The organism is Serinicoccus sediminis (genome assembly GCF_004153545.1).
Lineage (GTDB): Bacteria > Actinomycetota > Actinomycetes > Actinomycetales > Dermatophilaceae > Ornithinicoccus > Ornithinicoccus sediminis_A.
The window spans coordinates 45,969-65,779 of sequence record NZ_SDVA01000005.1 but is presented as its reverse complement, the minus strand read 5'-3'; the positions used below and the strand labels follow the sequence as shown (position 1 = coordinate 65,779).

The 19,811-nt window shown below is 72.8% G+C and carries 18 protein-coding genes; 4 read left to right on the top strand and 14 right to left on the bottom strand.

The features are described from left to right. Window positions 1-9: 9 nt before the first annotated feature. The 9 genes from EUS26_RS06190 to EUS26_RS06150 all read right to left on the bottom strand — a co-directional run bounded on the left by EUS26_RS06190 (window position 10) and on the right by EUS26_RS06150 (window position 10,108). Complete coding sequence (locus EUS26_RS06190) at window positions 10-2,328, bottom strand: RelA/SpoT family protein (RefSeq protein ID WP_130012313.1); 2,319 nt, start codon at window positions 2,326-2,328, stop codon at window positions 10-12. A 63-nt stretch (window positions 2,329-2,391) separates the two neighbouring features. Then, entirely contained in the window at window positions 2,392-2,934 is a 543-nt protein-coding gene (locus EUS26_RS06185; protein ID WP_272947951.1) for an adenine phosphoribosyltransferase, read from the bottom strand. Window positions 2,935-2,944: 10 nt separating this feature from the next. After that, window positions 2,945-4,150 carry a protein translocase subunit SecF gene (secF, locus tag EUS26_RS06180; RefSeq protein WP_130012312.1) on the bottom strand — a complete coding sequence of 402 codons (1,206 nt, stop codon included), beginning with the start codon at window positions 4,148-4,150 and terminating at the stop codon, window positions 2,945-2,947. Next, entirely contained in the window at window positions 4,150-6,231 is a 2,082-nt protein-coding gene (secD, locus tag EUS26_RS06175; RefSeq protein WP_202865069.1) for a protein translocase subunit SecD, read from the bottom strand. The genes secF and secD overlap by 1 nt, the downstream gene beginning before the upstream one ends. Further along, window positions 6,228-6,596 (bottom strand): preprotein translocase subunit YajC, encoded by a 369-nt coding sequence (locus tag EUS26_RS06170; protein ID WP_130012311.1) that lies wholly within the window; start codon window positions 6,594-6,596, stop codon window positions 6,228-6,230. The genes secD and EUS26_RS06170 overlap by 4 nt, the downstream gene beginning before the upstream one ends. A 210-nt stretch (window positions 6,597-6,806) precedes the next feature. Then, entirely contained in the window at window positions 6,807-7,952 is a 1,146-nt protein-coding gene (ruvB, locus tag EUS26_RS06165) for a Holliday junction branch migration DNA helicase RuvB (RefSeq protein ID WP_130012310.1), read from the bottom strand. Next, window positions 7,949-8,566 (bottom strand): Holliday junction branch migration protein RuvA, encoded by a 618-nt coding sequence (gene ruvA, locus EUS26_RS06160; protein WP_130012309.1) that lies wholly within the window; start codon window positions 8,564-8,566, stop codon window positions 7,949-7,951. Before ruvA ends, ruvB begins: the two co-directional genes overlap by 4 nt. Then, window positions 8,563-9,240, bottom strand: a complete 678-nt coding sequence (gene ruvC, locus EUS26_RS06155; RefSeq protein WP_130012308.1) for a crossover junction endodeoxyribonuclease RuvC — start codon at window positions 9,238-9,240, stop codon at window positions 8,563-8,565. The genes ruvA and ruvC overlap by 4 nt, the downstream gene beginning before the upstream one ends. A gap of 97 nt (window positions 9,241-9,337) precedes the next feature. Beyond that, a complete protein-coding gene (locus tag EUS26_RS06150; protein WP_130012307.1) occupies window positions 9,338-10,108 on the bottom strand; it encodes a YebC/PmpR family DNA-binding transcriptional regulator in 771 nt (256 codons plus the stop codon). A 235-nt stretch (window positions 10,109-10,343) separates the two neighbouring features. Here EUS26_RS06150 and EUS26_RS06145 point away from each other — a divergent pair, with 235 nt between their 5' ends. After that, window positions 10,344-12,689 carry a cell wall-binding repeat-containing protein gene (locus EUS26_RS06145; RefSeq protein WP_130012306.1) on the top strand — a complete coding sequence of 782 codons (2,346 nt, stop codon included), beginning with the start codon at window positions 10,344-10,346 and terminating at the stop codon, window positions 12,687-12,689. Window positions 12,690-12,871: 182 nt separating this feature from the next. Next, complete coding sequence (locus tag EUS26_RS06140; RefSeq protein ID WP_130012305.1) at window positions 12,872-13,405, top strand: GNAT family N-acetyltransferase; 534 nt, start codon at window positions 12,872-12,874, stop codon at window positions 13,403-13,405. On the opposite strand, the gene pdxT is transcribed toward EUS26_RS06140, so the two are convergent. From pdxT to EUS26_RS06125, 3 genes are all read right to left on the bottom strand, one after another. After that, entirely contained in the window at window positions 13,397-14,026 is a 630-nt protein-coding gene (gene pdxT, locus EUS26_RS06135; protein WP_272947952.1) for a pyridoxal 5'-phosphate synthase glutaminase subunit PdxT, read from the bottom strand. The genes EUS26_RS06140 and pdxT overlap by 9 nt on opposite strands. Window positions 14,027-14,040: 14 nt before the next feature. Further along, window positions 14,041-14,940 carry a pyridoxal 5'-phosphate synthase lyase subunit PdxS gene (gene pdxS, locus EUS26_RS06130; protein WP_130012304.1) on the bottom strand — a complete coding sequence of 300 codons (900 nt, stop codon included), beginning with the start codon at window positions 14,938-14,940 and terminating at the stop codon, window positions 14,041-14,043. Window positions 14,941-15,301: 361 nt separating this feature from the next. Continuing rightward, window positions 15,302-15,850, bottom strand: a complete 549-nt coding sequence (locus tag EUS26_RS06125) for an HIT family protein (RefSeq protein WP_130012303.1) — start codon at window positions 15,848-15,850, stop codon at window positions 15,302-15,304. A gap of 170 nt (window positions 15,851-16,020) precedes the next feature. Between EUS26_RS06125 and EUS26_RS06120 the strand changes: the two genes are divergently transcribed. Then, window positions 16,021-16,518 carry a nitroreductase family deazaflavin-dependent oxidoreductase gene (locus EUS26_RS06120; protein WP_238148831.1) on the top strand — a complete coding sequence of 166 codons (498 nt, stop codon included), beginning with the start codon at window positions 16,021-16,023 and terminating at the stop codon, window positions 16,516-16,518. Here the strand turns inward: EUS26_RS06120 and EUS26_RS06115 are convergent. Both EUS26_RS06115 and thrS read right to left on the bottom strand, forming a co-directional pair. After that, complete coding sequence (locus tag EUS26_RS06115) at window positions 16,515-17,003, bottom strand: hypothetical protein (protein WP_130012302.1); 489 nt, start codon at window positions 17,001-17,003, stop codon at window positions 16,515-16,517. The genes EUS26_RS06120 and EUS26_RS06115 overlap by 4 nt on opposite strands. Before the next feature lie 128 nt (window positions 17,004-17,131). Further along, the gene (thrS, locus tag EUS26_RS06110; RefSeq protein ID WP_130012301.1) at window positions 17,132-19,117 is read right to left on the bottom strand and encodes a threonine--tRNA ligase; all 1,986 of its coding nucleotides are present in this window, start codon (window positions 19,115-19,117) and stop codon (window positions 17,132-17,134) included. 151 nt (window positions 19,118-19,268) lie between these two features. On the opposite strand from thrS, the gene EUS26_RS06105 reads away from it, so the two are divergent. Then, a complete protein-coding gene (locus tag EUS26_RS06105) occupies window positions 19,269-19,769 on the top strand; it encodes an NUDIX domain-containing protein (RefSeq protein ID WP_165368524.1) in 501 nt (166 codons plus the stop codon). The last annotated feature ends 42 nt before the right edge of the window (window positions 19,770-19,811 follow it).

The following is a 19,811-nucleotide window of genomic DNA, read 5'->3' as shown; positions in this document are numbered from 1 at the left end:
GCCGGGGGCTCAGGCGTGGGCGCGGCGGTGCGGGTCGGTGCTGGCGGTGCCGGTGACCCGGTAGGCGTCGAGCACCGCCGGGATGCGGCGCACCGCCCGCAGCACGGACTCCAGGTGTGACGGGTCGGCCATCTCGAAGGTGAACTTCGACAGCGCCACCCGGTCGCGGCTCGTCTGCACCGAGGCGGACAGGATGTTGACGTGCTGCTCGGAGAGCACCCGGGTGATGTCCGACAGCAGCGCCGCCCGGTCCAGCGCCTCGACCTGCATGTTGACGAGGAAGAGGCTGCTGGCGGTCGGCGCCCATGCCACCCGGATGATGCGCTCGGCGGACTTGTCCTGCAGCTCCTTGGCGTTGGTGCAGTCGGTGCGGTGCACGGACACGCCCTTGCCGTGGGTGACGAAGCCGAGGATGGGGTCGCCGGGCACCGGGGTGCAGCACTTGGCGATCTTGACCCAGATGTCGTCCGCGCCCACGACGGTGACCCCCGGGTCGGACTGGGCGACCCGGCCGCGTCGCGGCCGCACCGCCTCGGCCAGGTCCTCCTCGGTGCCGTCCTCGCCGCCGAGGGTGGCGGTGAGCTGCTTGACGACGTGCTGGGCCGAGACGTGCCCCTCGCCGACGGCGGCGAAGAGGCCGTCGATGTCCTTGTAGTTGAGCCCCTGCGCCACCGCGGTGAGCGTGTCGTGGCTCATGAGCCGCTGCAGCGGGGCGTTCTGCTTGCGCAGCACCTTGGCGATCTCGTCCTTGCCGGACTCGACCATCTCCTCGCGCCGCTCACGGGTGAACCACTGCCGGATCTTGTTGCGGGCCCGTGCGCTCTTGACGAAGCTCAGCCAGTCCCGGCTGGGCCCGGCGTCCTGCGCCTTGCTCGTGATGATCTCGCACACGTCGCCGTTGCTGAGCTCGGAGTCCAGCGACACCAGCTTGCCGTTGACCCGCCCCCCGACGCAGCGGTGCCCGACCTCGGTGTGCACGGCATACGCGAAGTCGACGGGCGTCGCCCCGGCCGGCAGCGCGATGACGTCGCCGTCGGGGGTGAAGACGTAGACCTCGGCGGCGCCCATCTCGAAGCGCAGCGAGTCGAGGAACTCCCCCGGGTCGGAGGTCTCCTGCTGCCAGTCGATGAGCTGGCGCAGCCACTGCATCCCCTCCAGCGCGCCCGGTCCCCCGTCGGCCCCGGCCACGGCGCGGGACCCGTCCGGCCCCTGCTCCTTGTACTTCCAGTGCGCCGCGACGCCGTACTCCGCGCGCCGGTGCATCTGGAAGGTGCGGATCTGGATCTCCACCGGCTTGCCGCCCGGCCCGATGACCGTGGTGTGCAGCGACTGGTACATGTTGAACTTCGGCATCGCGATGTAGTCCTTGAACCGCCCGGCCACCGGGTTCCACCGGTTGTGCAGGGCGCCGAGCACCGCGTAGCAGTCCTGGATCGAGTCGACGAGGACGCGCACCCCGACCAGGTCGTAGATCTTCTCGAAGTCGTGCCCCCGCACGATCATCTTCTGGTAGACCGAGTAGTAGTGCTTGGGGCGACCGGTGACGGTGGCCCGGATCTTGGCGGTCCGCAGCTCGTCGGCGATCTCGCCGCGGATCCGGGAGAGCATCTCCTCCCGGGCCGGCGCGCGGTCGGCGACCATGCGCACGATCTCGTCGTAGACCTTGGGGTAGAGCTGGGCGAAGGAGAGGTCCTCCAGCTCCCACTTGATGGTGTTCATCCCCAGCCGGTGCGCGAGCGGGGCGTAGATCTCCAGCGTCTCCGAGGCCTTGCGCGCCGCGCTCTCGGGCGAGACGTAGCGCCACGTCCGCGCGTTGTGCAGCCGGTCGGCGAGCTTGATGACGAGCACCCGGATGTCGCGCGCCATCGCGACCACCATCTTGCGGACGGTCTCCGCCTGGGCGGCGTCGCCGTAGGTCATCTTGTCGAGCTTGGTGACCCCGTCGACCATCATCGCGATCTCGTCACCGAAGTCGCGGCGCAGCTGCTCCAGCGAGTATGGCGTGTCCTCGACCGTGTCGTGCAGCAGCGCCGCCGCGATGGTCGAGGGCGTCATGCCGAGCTCGGCCAGGATCGTCGCCACCGCGAGGGGGTGGGTGATGTAGGCGTCACCGCTCTTGCGCAGCTGGCCCTTGTGCATCTCGTCGGCGACGGCGTAGGCCCGCTCGATGAGCCCGAGGTCGGCCTTGGGATGGGTGGCCCGCACCGAGCGCAGCAGCGGCTCAAGCGCGGGGTTCGCGGTCGTCCGGGCCCCGCCGAGCCGGGCCCACCGGGGCCGCAGGCCACCGCCCACCCTGGCGGGTGGGGTGGTCGCTGCGGGCTCGCTCATGCACAGATCATAGGCGGTGGCCGCGGCGGGTCGGCATCCCGGTGACCGCTGCGGTGGGCCCGTTCAGACGCTGGTGAGGCAGTGCAGGTCGTAGCCGCCGAGCCGGGCCCGACCCGCCAGCGCCTCGATCTCCAGGACCAGCTCGATGGCGGCCACGCTGGCACCGCAGCGCTCGATGAGCTCGCAGGTCGCGGCCAGCGTGCCTCCGGTGGCGAGCACGTCGTCGACGACCAGGACCCGCTCGTGGTGGGAGACGGCGTCCTGGTGGATCTCCAGGGTGGCCGTGCCGTACTCCAGCGTGTAGGACTGGCGGTGCACGGCCGCCGGCAGCTTGCCGGCCTTGCGCACGGGCACGAAGCCGACGCCGAGCGCGTGCGCCACCATCGAGCCGAGGATGAACCCCCGGGCCTCGATGCCCGCGACCACGTCCACCTGGCCCTGCCGCCGCTGCACCGTGTCGGTGACGATCCGGTCCCGCAGCCCACGGTCGAGGAGCACGGGTGTGAAGTCCTTGAAGACCACGCCCTCCTCGGGGAAGTCGGGGATGTCACGCATCCCGGCGAGCACGTCCGCGGCCAGCCGGGCGTCGGGCACGGACCCCGTCACCGCCCCCGCTTCAGCGCCCACGGCGCTTGCGCTTCGGCTGGTTGCGCGGCCCGCGCTGGGCGTACGGGTGCAGCTGACGCCCCGGCGCCTGGTCGCCCCGCGTCGTCCCGGGGGCGCGCGACGCGCCCCCCTGCGACCCGGTGCCGGCCCCGACGAGCTCGGCGTCGTCCGACTCCTCGTCGGTCGTGTCCAGCAGCTCGTCGTCGGCGTGCGGGGTCGAGCGCTCGTCCCGACGTTCCCGCCGGCGGGTCACCTGCGCGTCGTGCCGGCGCACCATCAGCTCACCCTGCCGCAGCTGCACCAGCAGCGGCGTGGCGATGAAGATCGAGGAGAAGGTGCCGACCGCGATGCCGATGAACAGCGCCCACGACAGGTCCACCAACGTCCCCGGACCGATGAGGGTGACCCCCATGACGAGGATGACGGCCACCGGCAGCAGCGCGACGACCGAGGTGTTGATCGACCGGACGAGGGTCTGGTTGACCGCCTGGTTGGCGGCCTCGCCATACGTCTGCCGCTTGGTGTCGAAGGCGTGGTCGGTGTTCTCCCGGACCTTGTCGAAGACGACGATGGTGTCGTAGATCGAGTAGCCGAGGATGGTGAGGAAGCCGATGACCGAGGCGGGCGACACCTCGATGCCCAGCAGCGCGTAGATGCCCACGGTGAAGAGGACGTCGTGCACCAGCGCGACGAGGGCGGCGACCGCCATCTTCCACGTGTGGAAGTAGAACGTCAGGACCAGGGTGACGAGGGCGAGGAAGACCGCCAGCGCGATGATGGCCTGCTGGGTCACCGTCTCACCCCAGGACGGCCCGACGAAGGAGCTCGTCACCGCGGCCGTCTCGACGCCGAACGCCTCGGCGAGGTCGGTGCGGGCGCTCTCGGCCTCGGTGTTGCCCAGCTCGCCGGTCTGCACCCGCACGGTGTCGTCGCCGATGCGGGTGATGGTGGTCGTGCCGCCGGGGTCGACCTCCTCGAGCGCCTCCTCGGCGGTCTGCTCGTAGCCCTCCATCTGCTGGCTGCTGACACCGCTGACCCGCAGCTCGGACCCGCCGCTGAACTCGATGCCGAAGTTCAGCCCGCGGCCGAACAGCCCGACGAGGGAGACGGCGATGAGGACGGCCGACAGGAGGTACCAGACCTTGCGTCGCCCGACGATGTCGAAGGACCGGGTCCCTGAGTACAGGTCGTTGCCGAGGCGGGAGAAGCGCGACATCAGACCACACCGCCTTCCAGCTCTTCGCGGGTATGCCGTCGCCGCCCGGGGGCGATGACGTCGGGCTCGCGCATCCGGCCGCGGCCGAGGTAGGCCGAGCGCTTCGCGCCGAGCCGCTCGGGCTCCATGCCCGACCACTTGCGGCCCTCGCCGAAGAAGCGGGTGTTGGCCAGGATGCTGACGAGCGGGTGGGTGAACATGAAGACGACGACCAGGTCGATGATCGTGGTGAGCCCCAGCGCGAAGGCGAACGCCCGGACGCCGGACTCGGACAGCAGGTAGAGCACCGCCGCGGCCAGCAGGTTCACGACGTCGGAGATGATGAGCGTCCGGCGCGCGCGCTCCCACCCGGTGTCGACGGCATACCGCAGCGGGCGGCCGGCCCGCACCTCGTCGCGGATGCGCTCGAAGTAGACGATGAAGCTGTCCGCCGTGATGCCGATCGCGACGATGAGGCCGGTGACCCCGGCCATCGTCAGCCGGAAGTTGTTGGCCCACCCGAGGAGGGTGACCGAGCCGTAGGCGAGCAGCGCCGCGATGAGCAGCGAGCCGATCGCCACGAGGCCGAGCGCGTGGTACTGGACCAGCATGTAGGCGAAGACCAGCAGCAGCCCGATGATGCCCGCGACCACGCCCCAGCGCAGCTGCTCGCCGCCCAGGGTGGGGCTGATCTGCTCGGAGGTCTGGACCTCGAAGCTCAGCGGCAGCGCGCCGAACTTGAGCTGGTTGGCCAGCGCCTGCGACTCCTCCGGGGTGAAGTCGCCCGAGATCGTCGCCGTGCCGCCGGAGATCACGCCGTTGACCGTCGGGGCGGTGATGACCTCGCCGTCCAGGACGGTCGCGAAACGGTTCTGCGCCTGGCCCTGCGGGTAGCCGTAGAGCCGGGAGGTGATCTCGGCGAAGGTCTGGCCGCCCTCGCCGTCGAAGGTGAGGTTGACCTGCCACCGGCCGGTCACCGCACCGCCCTGGACGGTCTCCGGGCCGGCGTTGGCGTCGGTGACGGCGCTGCCGGTGAGCTCCACCGGGCCGAGGATGAACTTCTCGTCCCCCTCGGCCGAGCAGGCCACGGTGGGCTCGTCGGCCGGGGCGGCGGCGATCTCGCGGGCGACGCCCTCGGCGGAGCAGTCGAGCGCGGCGAACTCCTCGGAGAGCTCAGGGGTGATCTGCTCCAGGCTGGAGGGGTCCGCGGGCGGCGCGGTCTCCTCCCCGGCCGGGGCCGTGCTGTCGGCGTCGTCACCGGCGGGGACCCCAGGGGCCTGCGTCGCGTCCGCCCCGTCGTCACCGGCGGCGACGACGTCGGCTGCGGCCTCCACCGCAGCGGCGTCGGCTGCGGCGTCCGCGGCGGCAGCCTCGTAGGCGGCGCCGTCGAGCCGGGTGCCGCCCCGGTTGCCCTCGGTCTGCTCGCTCTCGTCGGTGGTGCCCTCGTCGGTCGTGCCGTCGTCCGAGGACCCCTCGTCGACGCTGTCCTCGGTGCCCTGGCCCTCCTCGGCGTCCTGCTCGGCCTGCTCGAGCTGCTCCTGGAGCAGGCTCGGCGGCAGCGGGAGCGTGCGCTGCGGGGGCAGCTCGGTCTGGGGGCCGGTCGGCTGGGCCACCAGCACCGGTCGGAACTGCAGCTGGGAGGAGCGGCTCAGCGCCTCCACCTGCTCGGCGGAGGGGTTGCCGGGGATGGCGACCGAGACGTTCTGACCGCTGCGGGTCACCTCCGCCTCGGTGACGCCGCCGCCGTCGACGCGGCGGCGGATGATGTCGATGGCCTGCTCGAGCTGCTCGGCCGAGACCGACGCGCCCTCCTCGGTCCGCGGCTCCATGACGATCTGACGGCCACCGGCGAGGTCCAGGCCCAGCTGGGGGGTGAGCGAGGCGGCCGGCTCGGCCCACAGCCGCGCCCCGCCGATGCTGGCGAAGAGCAGCAGGGTCACCAGGACCAGGCTCATGAGGGTGCGGAACGGGCCGCGGAGGCGGGCGTTGCGGCGACGCGGGGTGCGTCCGCGCCCGGAGCCGTCCCGCTGGCGGCGTCCGCCGCGCTCGCCGTCGCCGGGGAGGTCCTCGTCCCGGCGCGGGGCCGGGGTGGACGTCGTCATCGGCGGGTCTCCTCGTCGCCGTCCGGGTCCTCAGGGGCACCCTCGGCCGGGGCGCCGCCGCGGGCCGACGGGTCCCCCCCGACCATCGACAGGGGCAGGATGGCGCGGCGCTGGAAGCGGAAGACCGAGCCACCCGCCTCCAGGTGGACGATGTCGGCCTCGACGGCACGGACGACGCCGTACATCCCCGAGGTCGTCATGACCTCCTGTCCCGGCTGCAGCTGTCCCTGCGCGTCGGTGACGGCCCTGGCCCGCCGACGCTGGTTGAACATGAGGAACAGCAGGAAGAGGATCGGCAGTGCCAGGATGAGCAGCGTGAGGCCGGAGCCCCCCGCGCCCGCAGCGGCGCCGGTCGCCAGTGTCATGGAGTGACCCTTCGGAAGCGTGTCTCGTGGGCGCCGGTGCGACGCCGTCGTCCCGCCGCGCACGCTGGGGCGCGCGGCAGGCACCCGGGGCAGTCTAGGTGAGTCCCCTGGGGCGGCCAAAGAGGCCGGTATGCCGTGTCCCGCCTCCCCCCTGCCCGCGGTCGGATGAGCAACGACCGGGAGAGCCGCGCCCCGGCAGCAGAACAGCGGTCACTCGCCCAGCGGCAGCGTGTCCGGACCGTCGTCACGGCCGAACCGGCCGGTGGCGCCGCCGGCGACGGCGGCCCCGGCGTCGTCAGGCGCCCGCAGGCCGAGGTGCTGCCACGCGGCCGGGCTGGCGGCGCGGCCCCGCGGGGTGCGGATCATGAACCCCTCGCGGACGAGATAGGGCTCGGCCACCGTCTCCACGGTGTCCGGCTCCTCCCCCACGGCCACCGCGAGGGTGGACAGGCCGACGGGGCCGCCGCGGAAGCGGGTGCACAACGCCTCGAGGACGGCGCGGTCGAGCCGGTCCAGGCCCAGCTCGTCCACGTCGAAGAGCGCCAGGGCCGAGTGCGCGGCCGCCTCGTCCACGACGTGCCGCCCGTGGACCTGCGCCCAGTCCCGGACCCGCCGCAGCAGCCGGTTGGCGATGCGGGGGGTGCCCCGGGAGCGGGAGGCGATCTGCGTGATGCCCGGCTCGTCCGCCTCGATCTCGAGCAGCGCGGCGTTGCGGTGCAGGATCGCGACGAGGTCCTCGGTGGCGTAGTAGTCGAGGTGCCCGGTGAAGCCGAAACGGTCGCGCAGCGGGGCGGGCAGCAGCCCGGCCCGGGTGGTGGCGCCCACGACGGTGAACGGCGGCAGCTCCAGCGGTATGGCGGTGGCGCCCGGACCCTTGCCGACGATGACGTCGACCCGGAAGTCCTCCATCGCCAGGTAGAGCATCTCCTCCGCCGGGCGGGACATCCGGTGGATCTCGTCGAGGAAGAGCACCTCGCCCTCCACGAGCGAGGACAGCACGGCGGCCAGGTCGCCGGCGTGCTGGATCGCCGGGCCGCTGGTGATGCGGATGGGCTGCTCCAGCTCACCGGCGATGATCATCGCCAGCGTCGTCTTGCCCAGGCCGGGCGGCCCGGAGAGCAGGACGTGGTCCGGCGGGCTGCCTCGCCTGCGGGCCGCCTCCAGCACCAGCCCCAGCTGGTCGCGCACCCGCCGCTGCCCGGGGAACTCCGCGAGCCGCCGCGGCCGCAGGGCCGCCTCGATCCGCCGCTCCTCGTCGGTCCCGGAGGGGTCGACGACCCGCGCGGCGTCGGCGGACGACTCCGGCACGTCGACCTCGTAGGACCCGTCGCCGGCCGGGGCGCCCGCGGCGTTCACCGGCCGAGCTCCCGGAGGGTGGCGCGCAGCAGGGCGGCCACGTCGGTGGGCGCGTCGTCACCCGTGGACACGGCGCTCAGGGCCCCGTCCGCCTGGCGGGTGGTCCACCCCAACCCCTGCAGGGCCTCACGGACCTGCGTGTGCACGGCGTCCTCACCGGCACCCTCGCCGGGCACCGCGCCCGCGGCGCCCGGCAGCCCGGGCTCGACCCCCAGCGCCAGGATCTTGTCCTTGAGCTCGAGCACCAGCCGCTCGGCCGACTTGCGGCCGATGCCCGGCACCTTGGTCAGCGCGACGAGGTCGCCCTGGGCCAGGGCGGCCCGGACATCACCCGGGCTGTGCACCGACAGCATGGCCAGGGCCAGCCGCGGCCCGACACCGCTCACCGTCTGGACCTGCTCGAAGAGCGCCTTGGCGTCCGCCCCCGCGAAGCCGTAGAGCGTCAGCGACTCTTCGCGGACGACGAGGGTGGTCTCCAGGGTGAGCTCCTGGCCGGTCCGGCAGCCCGACGCGGTCTCCGGCGTGGTGTGCACGAGCAGACCGACACCGCCCACCTCGACGACGACGTGGTCGAGGCCGACGTGACGGACGGGTCCGCGGACCGAGGCGATCACCGGGGGTTCCTCCTGCTGCTGACGGTGGTGGGGCGGCTGCCGGCCCGGGCCGAGGCACGGGCACTGGCCGAGCGGGACGCCGTGAGGTGCTCGGCGTGCAGCTGGGCGAGCCGGTTGGGGGCCGCGCGGGACACCTGCTCCTCGGCGTCCTGGAGGCGGTTGCGGGCGACGTCACCGGCGCCGTCCCCCACCATGACCCGGGCCGCGCCACGCCACAGGTGGCAGATCGCCAGCGCCAGCGCGTCGGCGGCGTCGGCGGGCCGGGGGGCCTGCTCGAGGGTGAGGATGCGGGTCACCATGTGGGTCACCTGGGCCTTGTCGGCGCGGCCGTTGCCGGTGACCGCGGCCTTGACCTCCGAGGGCGTGTGCAGCACGAGCGGCAGACCGAGCCGGGCCGCGGCCAGCATCGGCACGGCGGACGCCTGGGCCACGCCCATGATGCTGCTGTTGCGGGTGCTGGCGAAGACCCGCTCGACAGCCACGGCATCCGGACGGGTGCGGGCCAGCCACTCGTCGATCTCGGTCTGCAGGGTCAGCAGGCGTTCGGCCGGCTCGTCGCCGGGCGGGGTGCGGACCACGCCCACCTCGACCAGCCGCAGGGAGCGCCCCGGGAGCCCCTCGACGACCCCGAGCCCGCAACGGGTGAGACCGGGGTCGACGCCGAGCACGCGCATACCGCTCCCGTTCGCTGGTGTGGACAGATGTTCGGACACCACGCTACAAGTCCGGCGTGACCGGCCCCGGGCGCGACACGCGCTCCGGAGGGAGGGGTCAGTCCTGCGCGTCGAGCTCGGCGAGGACCTCGTCGGAGATGTCGGCGTTGGAGTAGACGTTCTGGACGTCGTCGCAGTCCTCGAGGGCATCCACGACCCGGATGACCTTCTTGGCGCCGTCGGCGTCCAGCGGCACCTGCATGCTGGGCACGAAGGTCGTCTCTGCCGAGTCGTAGTCCAGGCCCGCGTCCTGCAGCGCCGTCCGCACCGCCACGACGTCGCCGGCCTCGGAGATGACCTCGAAGGACTCGCCCACGTCCTCGACCTCCTCGGCGCCGGACTCGAGCACGATCTCCAGCAGCGCGTCCTCGCTGGTCTCCCCGCTCTCCTGCTCCTTGGGCACGACGACCTGGCCCTTGCGCTCGAAGAGGTAGGCGACCGAGCCGCTGTCGGCCATCGACCCGCCGTTGCGGGTCAGGGCGGTGCGCACCTCCATCACCGCACGGTTCTTGTTGTCGGTGAGGCACTCGATGTAGAGCGCCACGCCACCCGGCGCGTACCCCTCGTAGACGAGGGCCTCGTAGCTGGCCCCGCCCGCCTCGGCGCCCGACCCGCGCTTGACGGCGCGGTCGATGTTGTCGTTGGGGACCGAGCTCTTCTTGGCCTTCTGGATGGCGTCGTAGAGGGTCGGGTTGCCGGTCGGGTCTCCCCCACCCATCCGCGCGGCGACCTCGATGTTCTTGATGAGCTTGGCGAAGAGCTTGCCGCGCTTGGCGTCGATCGCGGCCTTCTTGTGCTTGGTCGTCGCCCACTTGGAGTGACCACTCATCGTTGCTCCTCGATCTGTCGTCGTGACGGTCCGGTATGCCGTGCCCGCCCCGGGCGGCGCGGCAGCAGCTCCTCAGGTTACCTGTCGACCGACGCGCGCCGACCCGCCCGCCCAGGCCCCACCGACTGACGGGATCATCCGCCACTCTTGCCCCAGGCACATCTCGTACCGCATAGTAATGAGCGCCGGGGCAACGTCCCTGCCCAGGCGCCCCTTTTCCTCCCTTGGAGTCACTGTGCGACGACCGTCCCTCGTCGGGCTCAGCCTCGCCCTCGTCCTGTCCCTCCTCACCGGTGCCCCGTCGACGGCCAGCCCGCAGGAGCCCGACGCCGTCGAGGACGCCGTGCCCTACGCCCAGCAGGCCGATGCCGTTCCCGACGTCGAGACCCCCGACGAGCTCGGGGAGACCACCGTGGTCACCGACAGCCCGGTGCTGCCGGCCCCGGTGCCCGGGTCCGAGGTCTACCCGGTGCCCGCCGACGGCAGCTTCGACATCACCGGCGGAGGGTTCGGCCACCGGATCGGCATGTCGCAGTGGGGCGCGCACGGCGCGGGCCTCCAGGGGCTGCCCCACGAGCGGATCATCTCCTTCTACTACCCCGGCACCCGGCTGGAGACGTGGCCGGCCTCGGACATCTCGGTCGGCATCACCATCGACCACGACGGGGTCACGCAGGTGGCGCACCGTGCGGGGCTGCGGGTGGGCACCACCGCCGGCGGCACGACCTACGCACTCCCGTCGGGGCGCACGCAGTGGCGGGTCCGCGCGACGAGCGGCTCGGCCTCCTCCTGCGTCCTGCAGGGGTATGACGGTTCCTCCTGGTCGACCTGGTGGCCCTCCGGCATGAGCCGCAGCTGCCCGGTGACCTTCAGCTCCCCGTCCGAGCAGACGGTCGACCTCGTGCTCCCGGACGGGTCACGGCGCATCTACCGCGGGGCGGTGACGGCGACCCACCGCGGCAGCACGTCCCTGGCCTCGGTCAACCACCTGCCGCTGGAGCACTACCTGCGCTCGGTGGTCGCGGCCGAGATGGGCCCGTCGTTCCACCCGGAGGCCCTGCAGGCGCAGTCCGTGGCCGCCCGCACCTACGCCCAGCGCAGCGCCAGCACGAGCTACTACAAGATCTGCGACACCACCGCGTGCCAGGCATACCGAGGCCGTGGCGTGCGGCGCAGCGACGGGACGATCAGCTCCTACGAGTACTCCGCCAACACCTCCGCGGTCGACGCGACGGCCGGACAGGTGCTGACCTTCGGCTTCCCCAACGGGCGCCGGCTCGCGACGACGATGTACTCCGCCTCGACCGGTGGGCAGACCATCGCCTCCGGCAACGGGCACGACTACCTCACCGCCCAGCGCGACCCGTACGACGCGGTCGCGGCCAACCCCCGGCACCGCTGGAGCGCGTCGCTGCCGCGGACCGCGCTCCAGCAGCGCTACGGCATCCACCGCGTCGAGCGGGTGCAGGTGCTGACCCGCGACGGCGTGGGCGAGTGGGGCGGGCGCGTGCTCACCGCCCGGGTCGAGGGGTTCACCTCCGGAGGGCAGTACACCTACGCCCACGCGACCGGCACCGGGCTGATGCTGGCCCGCTACTGGCCGACCTGGTCCGACGGCCTGTCCTCCGACTACTTCACCTTCGCCGGCTCCGCCCCCACGCCCACCCCGTCGCCGACCGGCCCGGTGCGCGTGGCCGGCACGGACCGCTACGGGACCGCCGCCGCGGCCGCCGAGCAGTGGTCGCCGGGGGTCGAGGTCGTCTACGTCGTGTCCGGGCAGGACTACCCCGACGCCCTGGCCGCCTCGGCCCGAGCGGGCGTCTACGACGCCCCGATCCTGCTCAGCCGCGCCGAGGATCTGCCCGGCGCCACCCGGCGCGCGCTCACCCGGCTGCGCCCCGACCGCCTGGTCGTGCTGGGCGGCACCGAGGCGGTCAACACCACGGTGCTCGGCCAGCTGCGCTCCTACGCCCGCACCGGCCGGGTCGACAGGGTCGCCGGCACCGACCGCTACGGCACCGCCGCGGCGCTCTCCGACTACTACCCCTCCGGCGTCGACCGCGTGCTGCTGGCCAGCGGCCAGGCCTTCCCGGACGCCCTGGCCGGTGCGGCTGTCGCGAACGGCCAGCAGGTGCCGCTGCTGCTCACCCGCGGGGACGAGCTGCACTCCAGCACCAAGCGCGCCCTGCAGCGGCTGCGCCCCCGCGAGGTCGTCGTGCTGGGCGGCGACGGAGCCATCTCCTCGACGGTCATGCGCGAGGCCGGGACCTACGCCTCCGGCGGGGCGCGGCGCTGGGCCGGGACGGACCGCTACCGGACGGCCGCCAAGATCGCGGCGACCTTCCCCCAGGGCACCGACCCAGCGTTCGTCGCGGTGGGCACCGACTTCCCGGACGCGCTGGTCGCGGCGGCCCTGGCCGGTCGGCAGGACGCGCCGCTGGTGCTGACCCGCGGCGACACGGTGGTGCGGGGTGCGCACCAGGCGCTGACCCACCTGCGGCCGCGGTCGATGTACGTGCTCGGCGGCGACTCGGGCATCACCGACACCACCGTGAAGGCCCTCGGGCGCTACCTGCGCTGAGGTCGTCTGGCGCTCCTGCGGCGAGGTCGTCGAGTGGTACCCGGTGAGGTCGTCGGGCGCTAGCTGCGGTGACGTCGTGGGCCGGGGCGACCCCGTGCCGGCCGACGCAGCCACTCGCCGACGCGTCACTCCGCGGCCGGCGCGACGGCATACCGTCGGCGCCGCGGCCTAGGCTCGGGGGCGTGCCTCCCTCCCCCGACGACGTCCTGCTCCGTCCCCGCCAGGACGCCGACGTGCCGCAGCTGGCGCGGATGCTGCTCGAGCAGCAGCCGGCGACCGGCTACCCGATGCGCAACCCTCTGCCGATGCCCGGCGAGCAGTTCGTCGCCCGTCCGCGCGACCTGGCCGCGTGGGTGGTCGAGGTGGGTGGCGAGCTCGCCGGTCACGTCGCCGTCGACCGGGTGGAGGACGGCGAGATCGGGCGGGCGTTCGTCGCCGCCACGGGTATGCCGCTCGCCCGGCTCGGCTCCGTGTCGAGCCTCTTCGTGGGTCCGGGTCGGGCGGGGTCGGGGCTGGGCGGCCGGCTGCTCGGGACCGCCGTCGGCTGGGCACGCGAGCAGGGCCGGGTGCCGGTCCTCGACGTCTTCCCCGGGCATGCGGCCGCGCGCGGGCTCTACCTGCGGCGGGGGTGGCGCGACGTGGCCACGTTGCGGCCGGACTGGGTGCCCGACCACGCGGACGACCTCGTGCTCATGGTCCTGCCGGACTCAGCCTGAGCAGAGCTCCACGAAGAGCGCGTGCACGCGGTGGTCACCGGTGACCTCGGGGTGGAAGCTCGTCGCCAGCAGCCGTCCCTGACGCACCGCGACGGGGTGGCCCTCCACCTCGGCCAGCACCTCGACGTCCTCACCGAGCCGCTCCACCCAGGGCGCCCGGATGAAGACGGCCGGGAACGGCCGACCGTCCTGCGGCAGCCCGCGGATCTGCAGCCCGGTCTCGAAGCTGTCGACCTGCCGGCCGAAGGCGTTGCGCCGCACCGTCATGTCGATGCCGCCGAAGGTCTGCTGCTCGGCGTGTCCGTCGAGGATCTCGTCGGCGAGCTGGATCATGCCGGCGCACGAGCCGTAGACCGGCAGCCCCTCGGCGATGAGCCGGCGCACCGGCTCGTGCAGGCCGAAGATGCGCGACAGCCGGTCGATGGTGGTCGACTCCCCGCCCGGGACCACGAGGCCGTCCAGGCCCTCGAGCTCCTGCGGACGGCGGACGAGCCGCGGCTCGGCGCCGCAGGCGTTCAGCGCCGCCACGTGCTCGCGCACATCGCCCTGGACGGCCAGGACACCGATGACCGGGCGCCGGCGGGTGGGCTGCTCGTCGGCGGGCTGCTCGTCGACCGGCAGGGTGTCGGCCTCGTTCACCAGCCGCGCTCGGCGAGCCGGTGCGGCTGCGGGATGTCGTCGACGTTGATGCCGACCATCGCCTCGCCCAGGCCGCGGGAGACCTCGGCGACGGTGTCCGGGTCGTCGTGGAAGGTGGTCGCCTTGACGATGGCGGCGGCCCGCCGGGCCGGGTTGCCGGCCTTGAAGATGCCCGAGCCGACGAAGACGCCCTCGGCGCCGAGCTGCATCATCATCGCGGCGTCGGCGGGGGTGGCGATGCCGCCCGCCGTGAAGAGCACGACGGGCAGCTTGCCGGCCCGCGCGACCTCCTTGACGAGCTCGTAGGGCGCCTGCAGCTCCTTGGCCGCGACGTAGAGCTCGTCCTCCGCGAGGGAGGTGAGCCGGTTGATCTCGCCCCGGATGGAGCGCATGTGGGTGGTGGCGTTCGACACGTCACCGGTCCCCGCCTCGCCCTTGGACCGGATCATCGCCGCGCCCTCGGTGATGCGGCGCAGCGCCTCCCCCAGGTTGGTCGCCCCGCAGACGAAGGGCACGGTGAAGGCCCACTTGTCGATGTGGTTGGCGTAGTCGGCCGGGGTCAGCACCTCGGACTCGTCGACGTAGTCCACGCCCAGGCTCTGCAGCACCTGCGCCTCGACGAAGTGCCCGATGCGGGCCTTGGCCATGACCGGGATCGAGACGGCCTCGATGATGCCGTCGATCATGTCCGGGTCGCTCATCCGGGAGACGCCACCCTGGGCCCGGATGTCGGCCGGCACCCGCTCGAGCGCCATGACGGCCACGGCCCCGGCGTCCTCGGCGATCTTGGCCTGCTCTGGCGTGACGACGTCCATGATGACGCCGCCCTTGAGCATGTCGGCCATGCCGCGCTTGACGCGGGTGGTGCCGGTGGTGGGCTGGGTGGGCTCGGACATGCCTGTGGTGCCTCTCGTTCGTGCTCGGGGGACGGGGACGTCGGTTCGGGTCGCGCCGTACCGTCCCAGTCTACGGACCGCACGCCCGACCCCGGACCACGTATGCCGCCGCCAGGGTCCGCGTCAGCCCGCCCGCTCCGCGGCCTGGCCCACGGAGTCCAGTCCGCCCCGCCCTCGTTGCAGCCTGAGCAGAGAAAGCCCTCCGAGGCATGGGCTGCAGCACCTGCGTCGGCCACCCTTCTCTGCTCAGACAGCCCGACCACGGCAGGCATCACTCTGAGCAAAGAACCGCAGCCCAGGCAGGGGTTGCAGCATCTGCGCCGACCACCTTTCTCTGCTCAGGCGCGGCCAGCCCTGGTGGTCAGCTGGGCCAGGCGGCGGCGAGCTGCTCCCGCACGTCGGCGAGCAGCTGCGGCAGGGCCTTGGTCTGGCCCACGATCGGCAGGAAGTTGGCGTCGCCCATCCAGCGCGGCACGACGTGCTGGTGCAGGTGGGCCGCGACGCCGGCGCCGGCGACCTCCCCCTGGTTCATCCCCAGGTTGAAGCCCGCCGGGCTGCTCGCCGTCTGGATCGCCCTGATGGCCGCCTTGGTCAGCGCGGTGAACTCGGCCGTCTCGTCGTCGTCGAGGTCGAGGTAGAGCGGCACGTGCCGGTAGGGGCAGATCAGCAGGTGGCCCGGGTTGTAGGGGAAGAGGTTGAGGATCGCGTAGCAGTGCTCCCCGCGATGCACGATGAGGTCGTCGTCGCCCTCGCCCGACGGGGCCGCGCAGAACGGGCACCCGTCGCCGGCGTCCGCGCTGGGCCGCTCACCCCGGACGTAGGCCATCCGGTGCGGCGTCCACAACCGCTCGAACCCGTCCTGCGACCCGGCGAAGGTGGTGGAGTCCTCCGGCTGCGGCTGCCCCGTCATGGCAGGCAGTCTAGGGCGACCCCGGGGGCTGCGGAGCAGGCGCCCGGGTCGACGCCACGGCCGTGGGGCAGACCGAGCGGAGACCCCAGGAGCCCACCCGACCCGCCCTGTCCGCGCAGCCGGCCCAGGCCGCCCACGACATGACGGGCCGGGAACAGCACGCGGCGTGCGTGAGTTGCCCCACCATGGACGAGAAGCAACCAGAGCACGACCTGCGCGACGCCGCGATCGGCGACCCCACGGCATACCTGCCGGAGAAGAGCGAGTGGGTGGCCTCGCAGCTGCGCGACATCGACGCGGCGGGCGACACCGCGGCGGCGACGATCCAGGACCGTCCGGTCATGGTCATCACCATGCGCGGGGCGCGCAGCGGCATGCTGCGCCGGGTGCCGCTGATGCGGGTCGAGCACGACGGGTCCTACCTGGCGGTGGCCAGCAAGGGTGGCGCCTCGGACCACCCGGCGTGGTACCACAACATCGCCAAGAACCCGGACGTGCTGGTTCAGGACGGCACCAGCCAGCAGCTCATGCGCGCCCGCGAGCTGGAGGACGGCACGGAGCGTGACGAGTGGTGGGAGCGTGCCGTCGTGGCCTTCCCGAGCTACGCGGACTACCAGCAGAAGACGGACCGTCTCATCCCGGTCTTCGTGCTCGAGCCCCTCTCCTAGGGCTGGGTCGGCAGCGACACCGAGCGCACCTGCCGCACGCTCGCGCGCACCGCATCCAGCACGGGACCCGGCAGGGTGACGTCGTCGGCCACCTCGACCCGGTCGGCGCCACGCTCCCGCGCCCAGGTGACGACCTGCCGGGTCAGGGCCAGGCACACCGCTTCCTCCGAGGCGCCGGTGCGTGGGCCGAGGGCTGACAGCACGAGCAGCCGGGGCGCGGCGCCCGGCAGGTGCGGCAGCATCGTGCGCCGCACCAGGGCGATCCCGACGTGCTCGCCGTCGTGCTCGGCGACCCAGGCCGGGAGGTCGGCCGCCCGCGGGTGCCAGGCGCTGGCGAAGGCGCGCACGTGCTGGGGACGGTCGGGGTCGGGGTCGGTCCCCGAGCGCAGCAGCACCTGCTTGTGCAGCGCGCCGAGCAGCAGCGCCTCGTCGTCGTTCACGGCACGCACCCGGACCGCGTCGGCCACCTCGCCCTGCGTCGGCATACGCACCTCCTCATCCCTGGGGTATGCCGTGATCCTAGCGACGCCCCGGCCCTCGCCGTCGACCTCGCGCGCAGGTCAGGCGGGGTGAGCCCGGCGGCGTCGACCGAGCTGGCGTCGACCTCGGCGGATCAGACCTGCACGCGGTCGCGTACGGCGGCGGCGATCCGCTCGACGGCCTCGTCCACGGGCACGGAGTTCTCCTGCGAGCCGTCGCGGAAGCGGAAGCTCACCGCACCGGCGTCCCGGTCCTCACCGCCGGCGATGAGGATGAACGGCGCCTTGGACCGGCTGGCGTTGCGGATCTTCTTGGGGAAGCGGTCGTCGCTGCGGTCGACGTCGACCCGGATGCCGTGCTGCCGCAGCCGGGCGGCGACCTCGTCGAGGTAGCCCTCGAACTCCTCGGCCACCGGCACGCCGACCACGTGCACCGGGGCCAGCCACGGCGGCAGCTGCCCGGCGTAGTGCTCGATGAGCACCCCCATGAAGCGCTCGACCGAGCCGAGCTTGGCGGAGTGGATCATCACCGGCTGCTGCCGGCTGCCGTCCGCGGCGGAGTACTCCAGCCCGAAGCGCTCCGGCTGGTTGAAGTCGTACTGCACGGTCGACATCTGCCAGGTCCGGCCGATGGCGTCCCGGGCCTGCACCGAGATCTTGGGGCCGTAGAAGGCGGCCCCACCCGGGTCGGGCACGAGCTCCAGCCCGGAGTCGCGGGCGACCTCCTCCAGCACGGCCGTCGCCTCGGCCCACTGCTCGTCGGTGCCGATGAACTTGTCCTTCTTCTCCCCCACCTCGTCACGGGTGGACAGCTCGAGGTAGAAGTCGTCCAGGCCGAAGTCGCGCAGCACCCCGAGCACGAAGGTCAGCAGGTGCCGGATCTCCCCCGGCGCCTGCTCGCGGGTGACGTAGGAGTGCGAGTCGTCCATCTCCAGGCCGCGCACCCGGGTCAGGCCGTGGACCACCCCGGACTTCTCGTAGCGGTAGACGTGCCCGAACTCGAAGAGCCGCAGCGGCAGGTCGCGGTAGGAGCGCTGCTGGCTGCGGTAGATGAGGTTGTGCATGGGGCAGTTCATCGCCTTGAGGAAGTAGCGCTGCCCGTCCTCCTCCATCGGCGGGAACATGGTGTCCTCGTAGTACGGCAGGTGGCCGGAGGTGTGGAACAACCCCTCCTTGGCGACGTGGGGGGTCCCGACGTACTCGAAGCCCTCGTCGATGTGCCGCTGGCGCAGGTAGTCCTCCATGACCCGCTTGAGCACGCCGCCCTTGGGGTGGAACACCGGGAGCCCCGCGCCCAGCTCCTCGGGGAAGGAGTAGAGGTCCATCTCCGCCCCGAGCCGCCGGTGGTCGCGCTTCTCGGCCTCCGCGAGACGGTCGAGGTATGCCTTGAGCTCGTCCTTGGAGGGCCAGGCGGTGCCGTAGATGCGCTGCAGCTGCGGGTTCTTCTCGCTGCCGCGCCAGTAGGCCGCGGCGCTGCGCATGAGCTTGAAGGCGTTGCCGATGATCTTGGTGCTCGGCAGGTGCGGGCCGCGGCACAGGTCGCCCCAGACCTTCTCGCCGGTGCGGTCGAGGTTGTCGTAGATGGTGAGCTGGCTGCCGCCGACCTCGACGCTCGCACCCTCGGCGGCGTCCTCCGAGGCGCCGCCCTTGAGCCCGATGAGCTCGAGCTTGTAGGGCTCGGCGGCCAGCTCCTCGCGGGCGGCCTCGTCGTCGACCTCGCGCCGGGCGAAGGTCTGCCCGGAGTTGATGATGCGCTGCATCGTCTTCTCGAGGCGCTTGATGTCGTCGGGGGTGAACGGCTCCGCGACGTCGAAGTCGTAGTAGAAGCCGTCGCGCACCGGTGGGCCGATCCCGAGCCGGGCGTCGGGCCAGGTCTGCTGGACGGCCTGGGCCAGCACGTGCGCGCAGGAGTGACGGAGCACGTCGAGCCCGTCCGGCTCGGTGACGAGCACCGGCTCGACGACGTCACCGTCGACGAGCTCGTGGTGCAGGTCGCGCAGCTCACCCCCGACCCGCGCGACGACCACCTGCCGGTCGTCGGCGAAGAGGTCGCCCGCAGTCGTGCCCCGGTCGACCGCTCGCTCGCTGCCTGCGACACTGACGGTGATCTGGGTGGACACGCTGGTGCTCCTCGGAGGTGGGGTATGACGTGCGCCGCGCGCGCCCGTCGGGTCGCCCAACCCTACCCCCCGCCCCGCCCGGCCCGGCACCGGATAGCGGGCCGCGACCGCCCGCGCAGGGGGGTGGACCGGAGCCCCTAGGGTGCTCGTCGTGGGCGCAGTCGAGGACCGGGAGCCGCCGGACGGCATCACCAAGCACTTCACCGTGGCCGTCTTCGTGGTCCACGAAAGCCACGTGCTCCTCCACCCGCATCCCAAGGTCGGCCTGTGGCTACCGCCGGGCGGGCACGTCGAGCCGCACGAGCTGCCGGACGACGCGGCGCGTCGCGAGACCCTCGAGGAGACCGGCCTGGCGGTCGACCTCGTCGGCTCCCCCGGCATACCTCACGACGCACCGGGCTCCCCCCGTCAGCTGGTGCGCCCCGAGGGGATCCAGGTCGAGGACATCTCGCAGGACCCGCCGCACCAGCACATCGACCTCATCTACTTCGCCGTCCCGCGGCGCGGCTGGGAGCCCGGCCCGGACGGCCTGCCGCGGGTGTCCGACACCTACGGGATGACGTGGCTGGACGCCCCCGCGATGGCCCGCACCCCGCTGACCGCCGAGGTGTCGACGTGGGCACTCAAGGCACTACACGTCGTCGTAGTCTGACTGCTACACTATGTAGTACCCAGTTGGACACGTCGAAAGTAG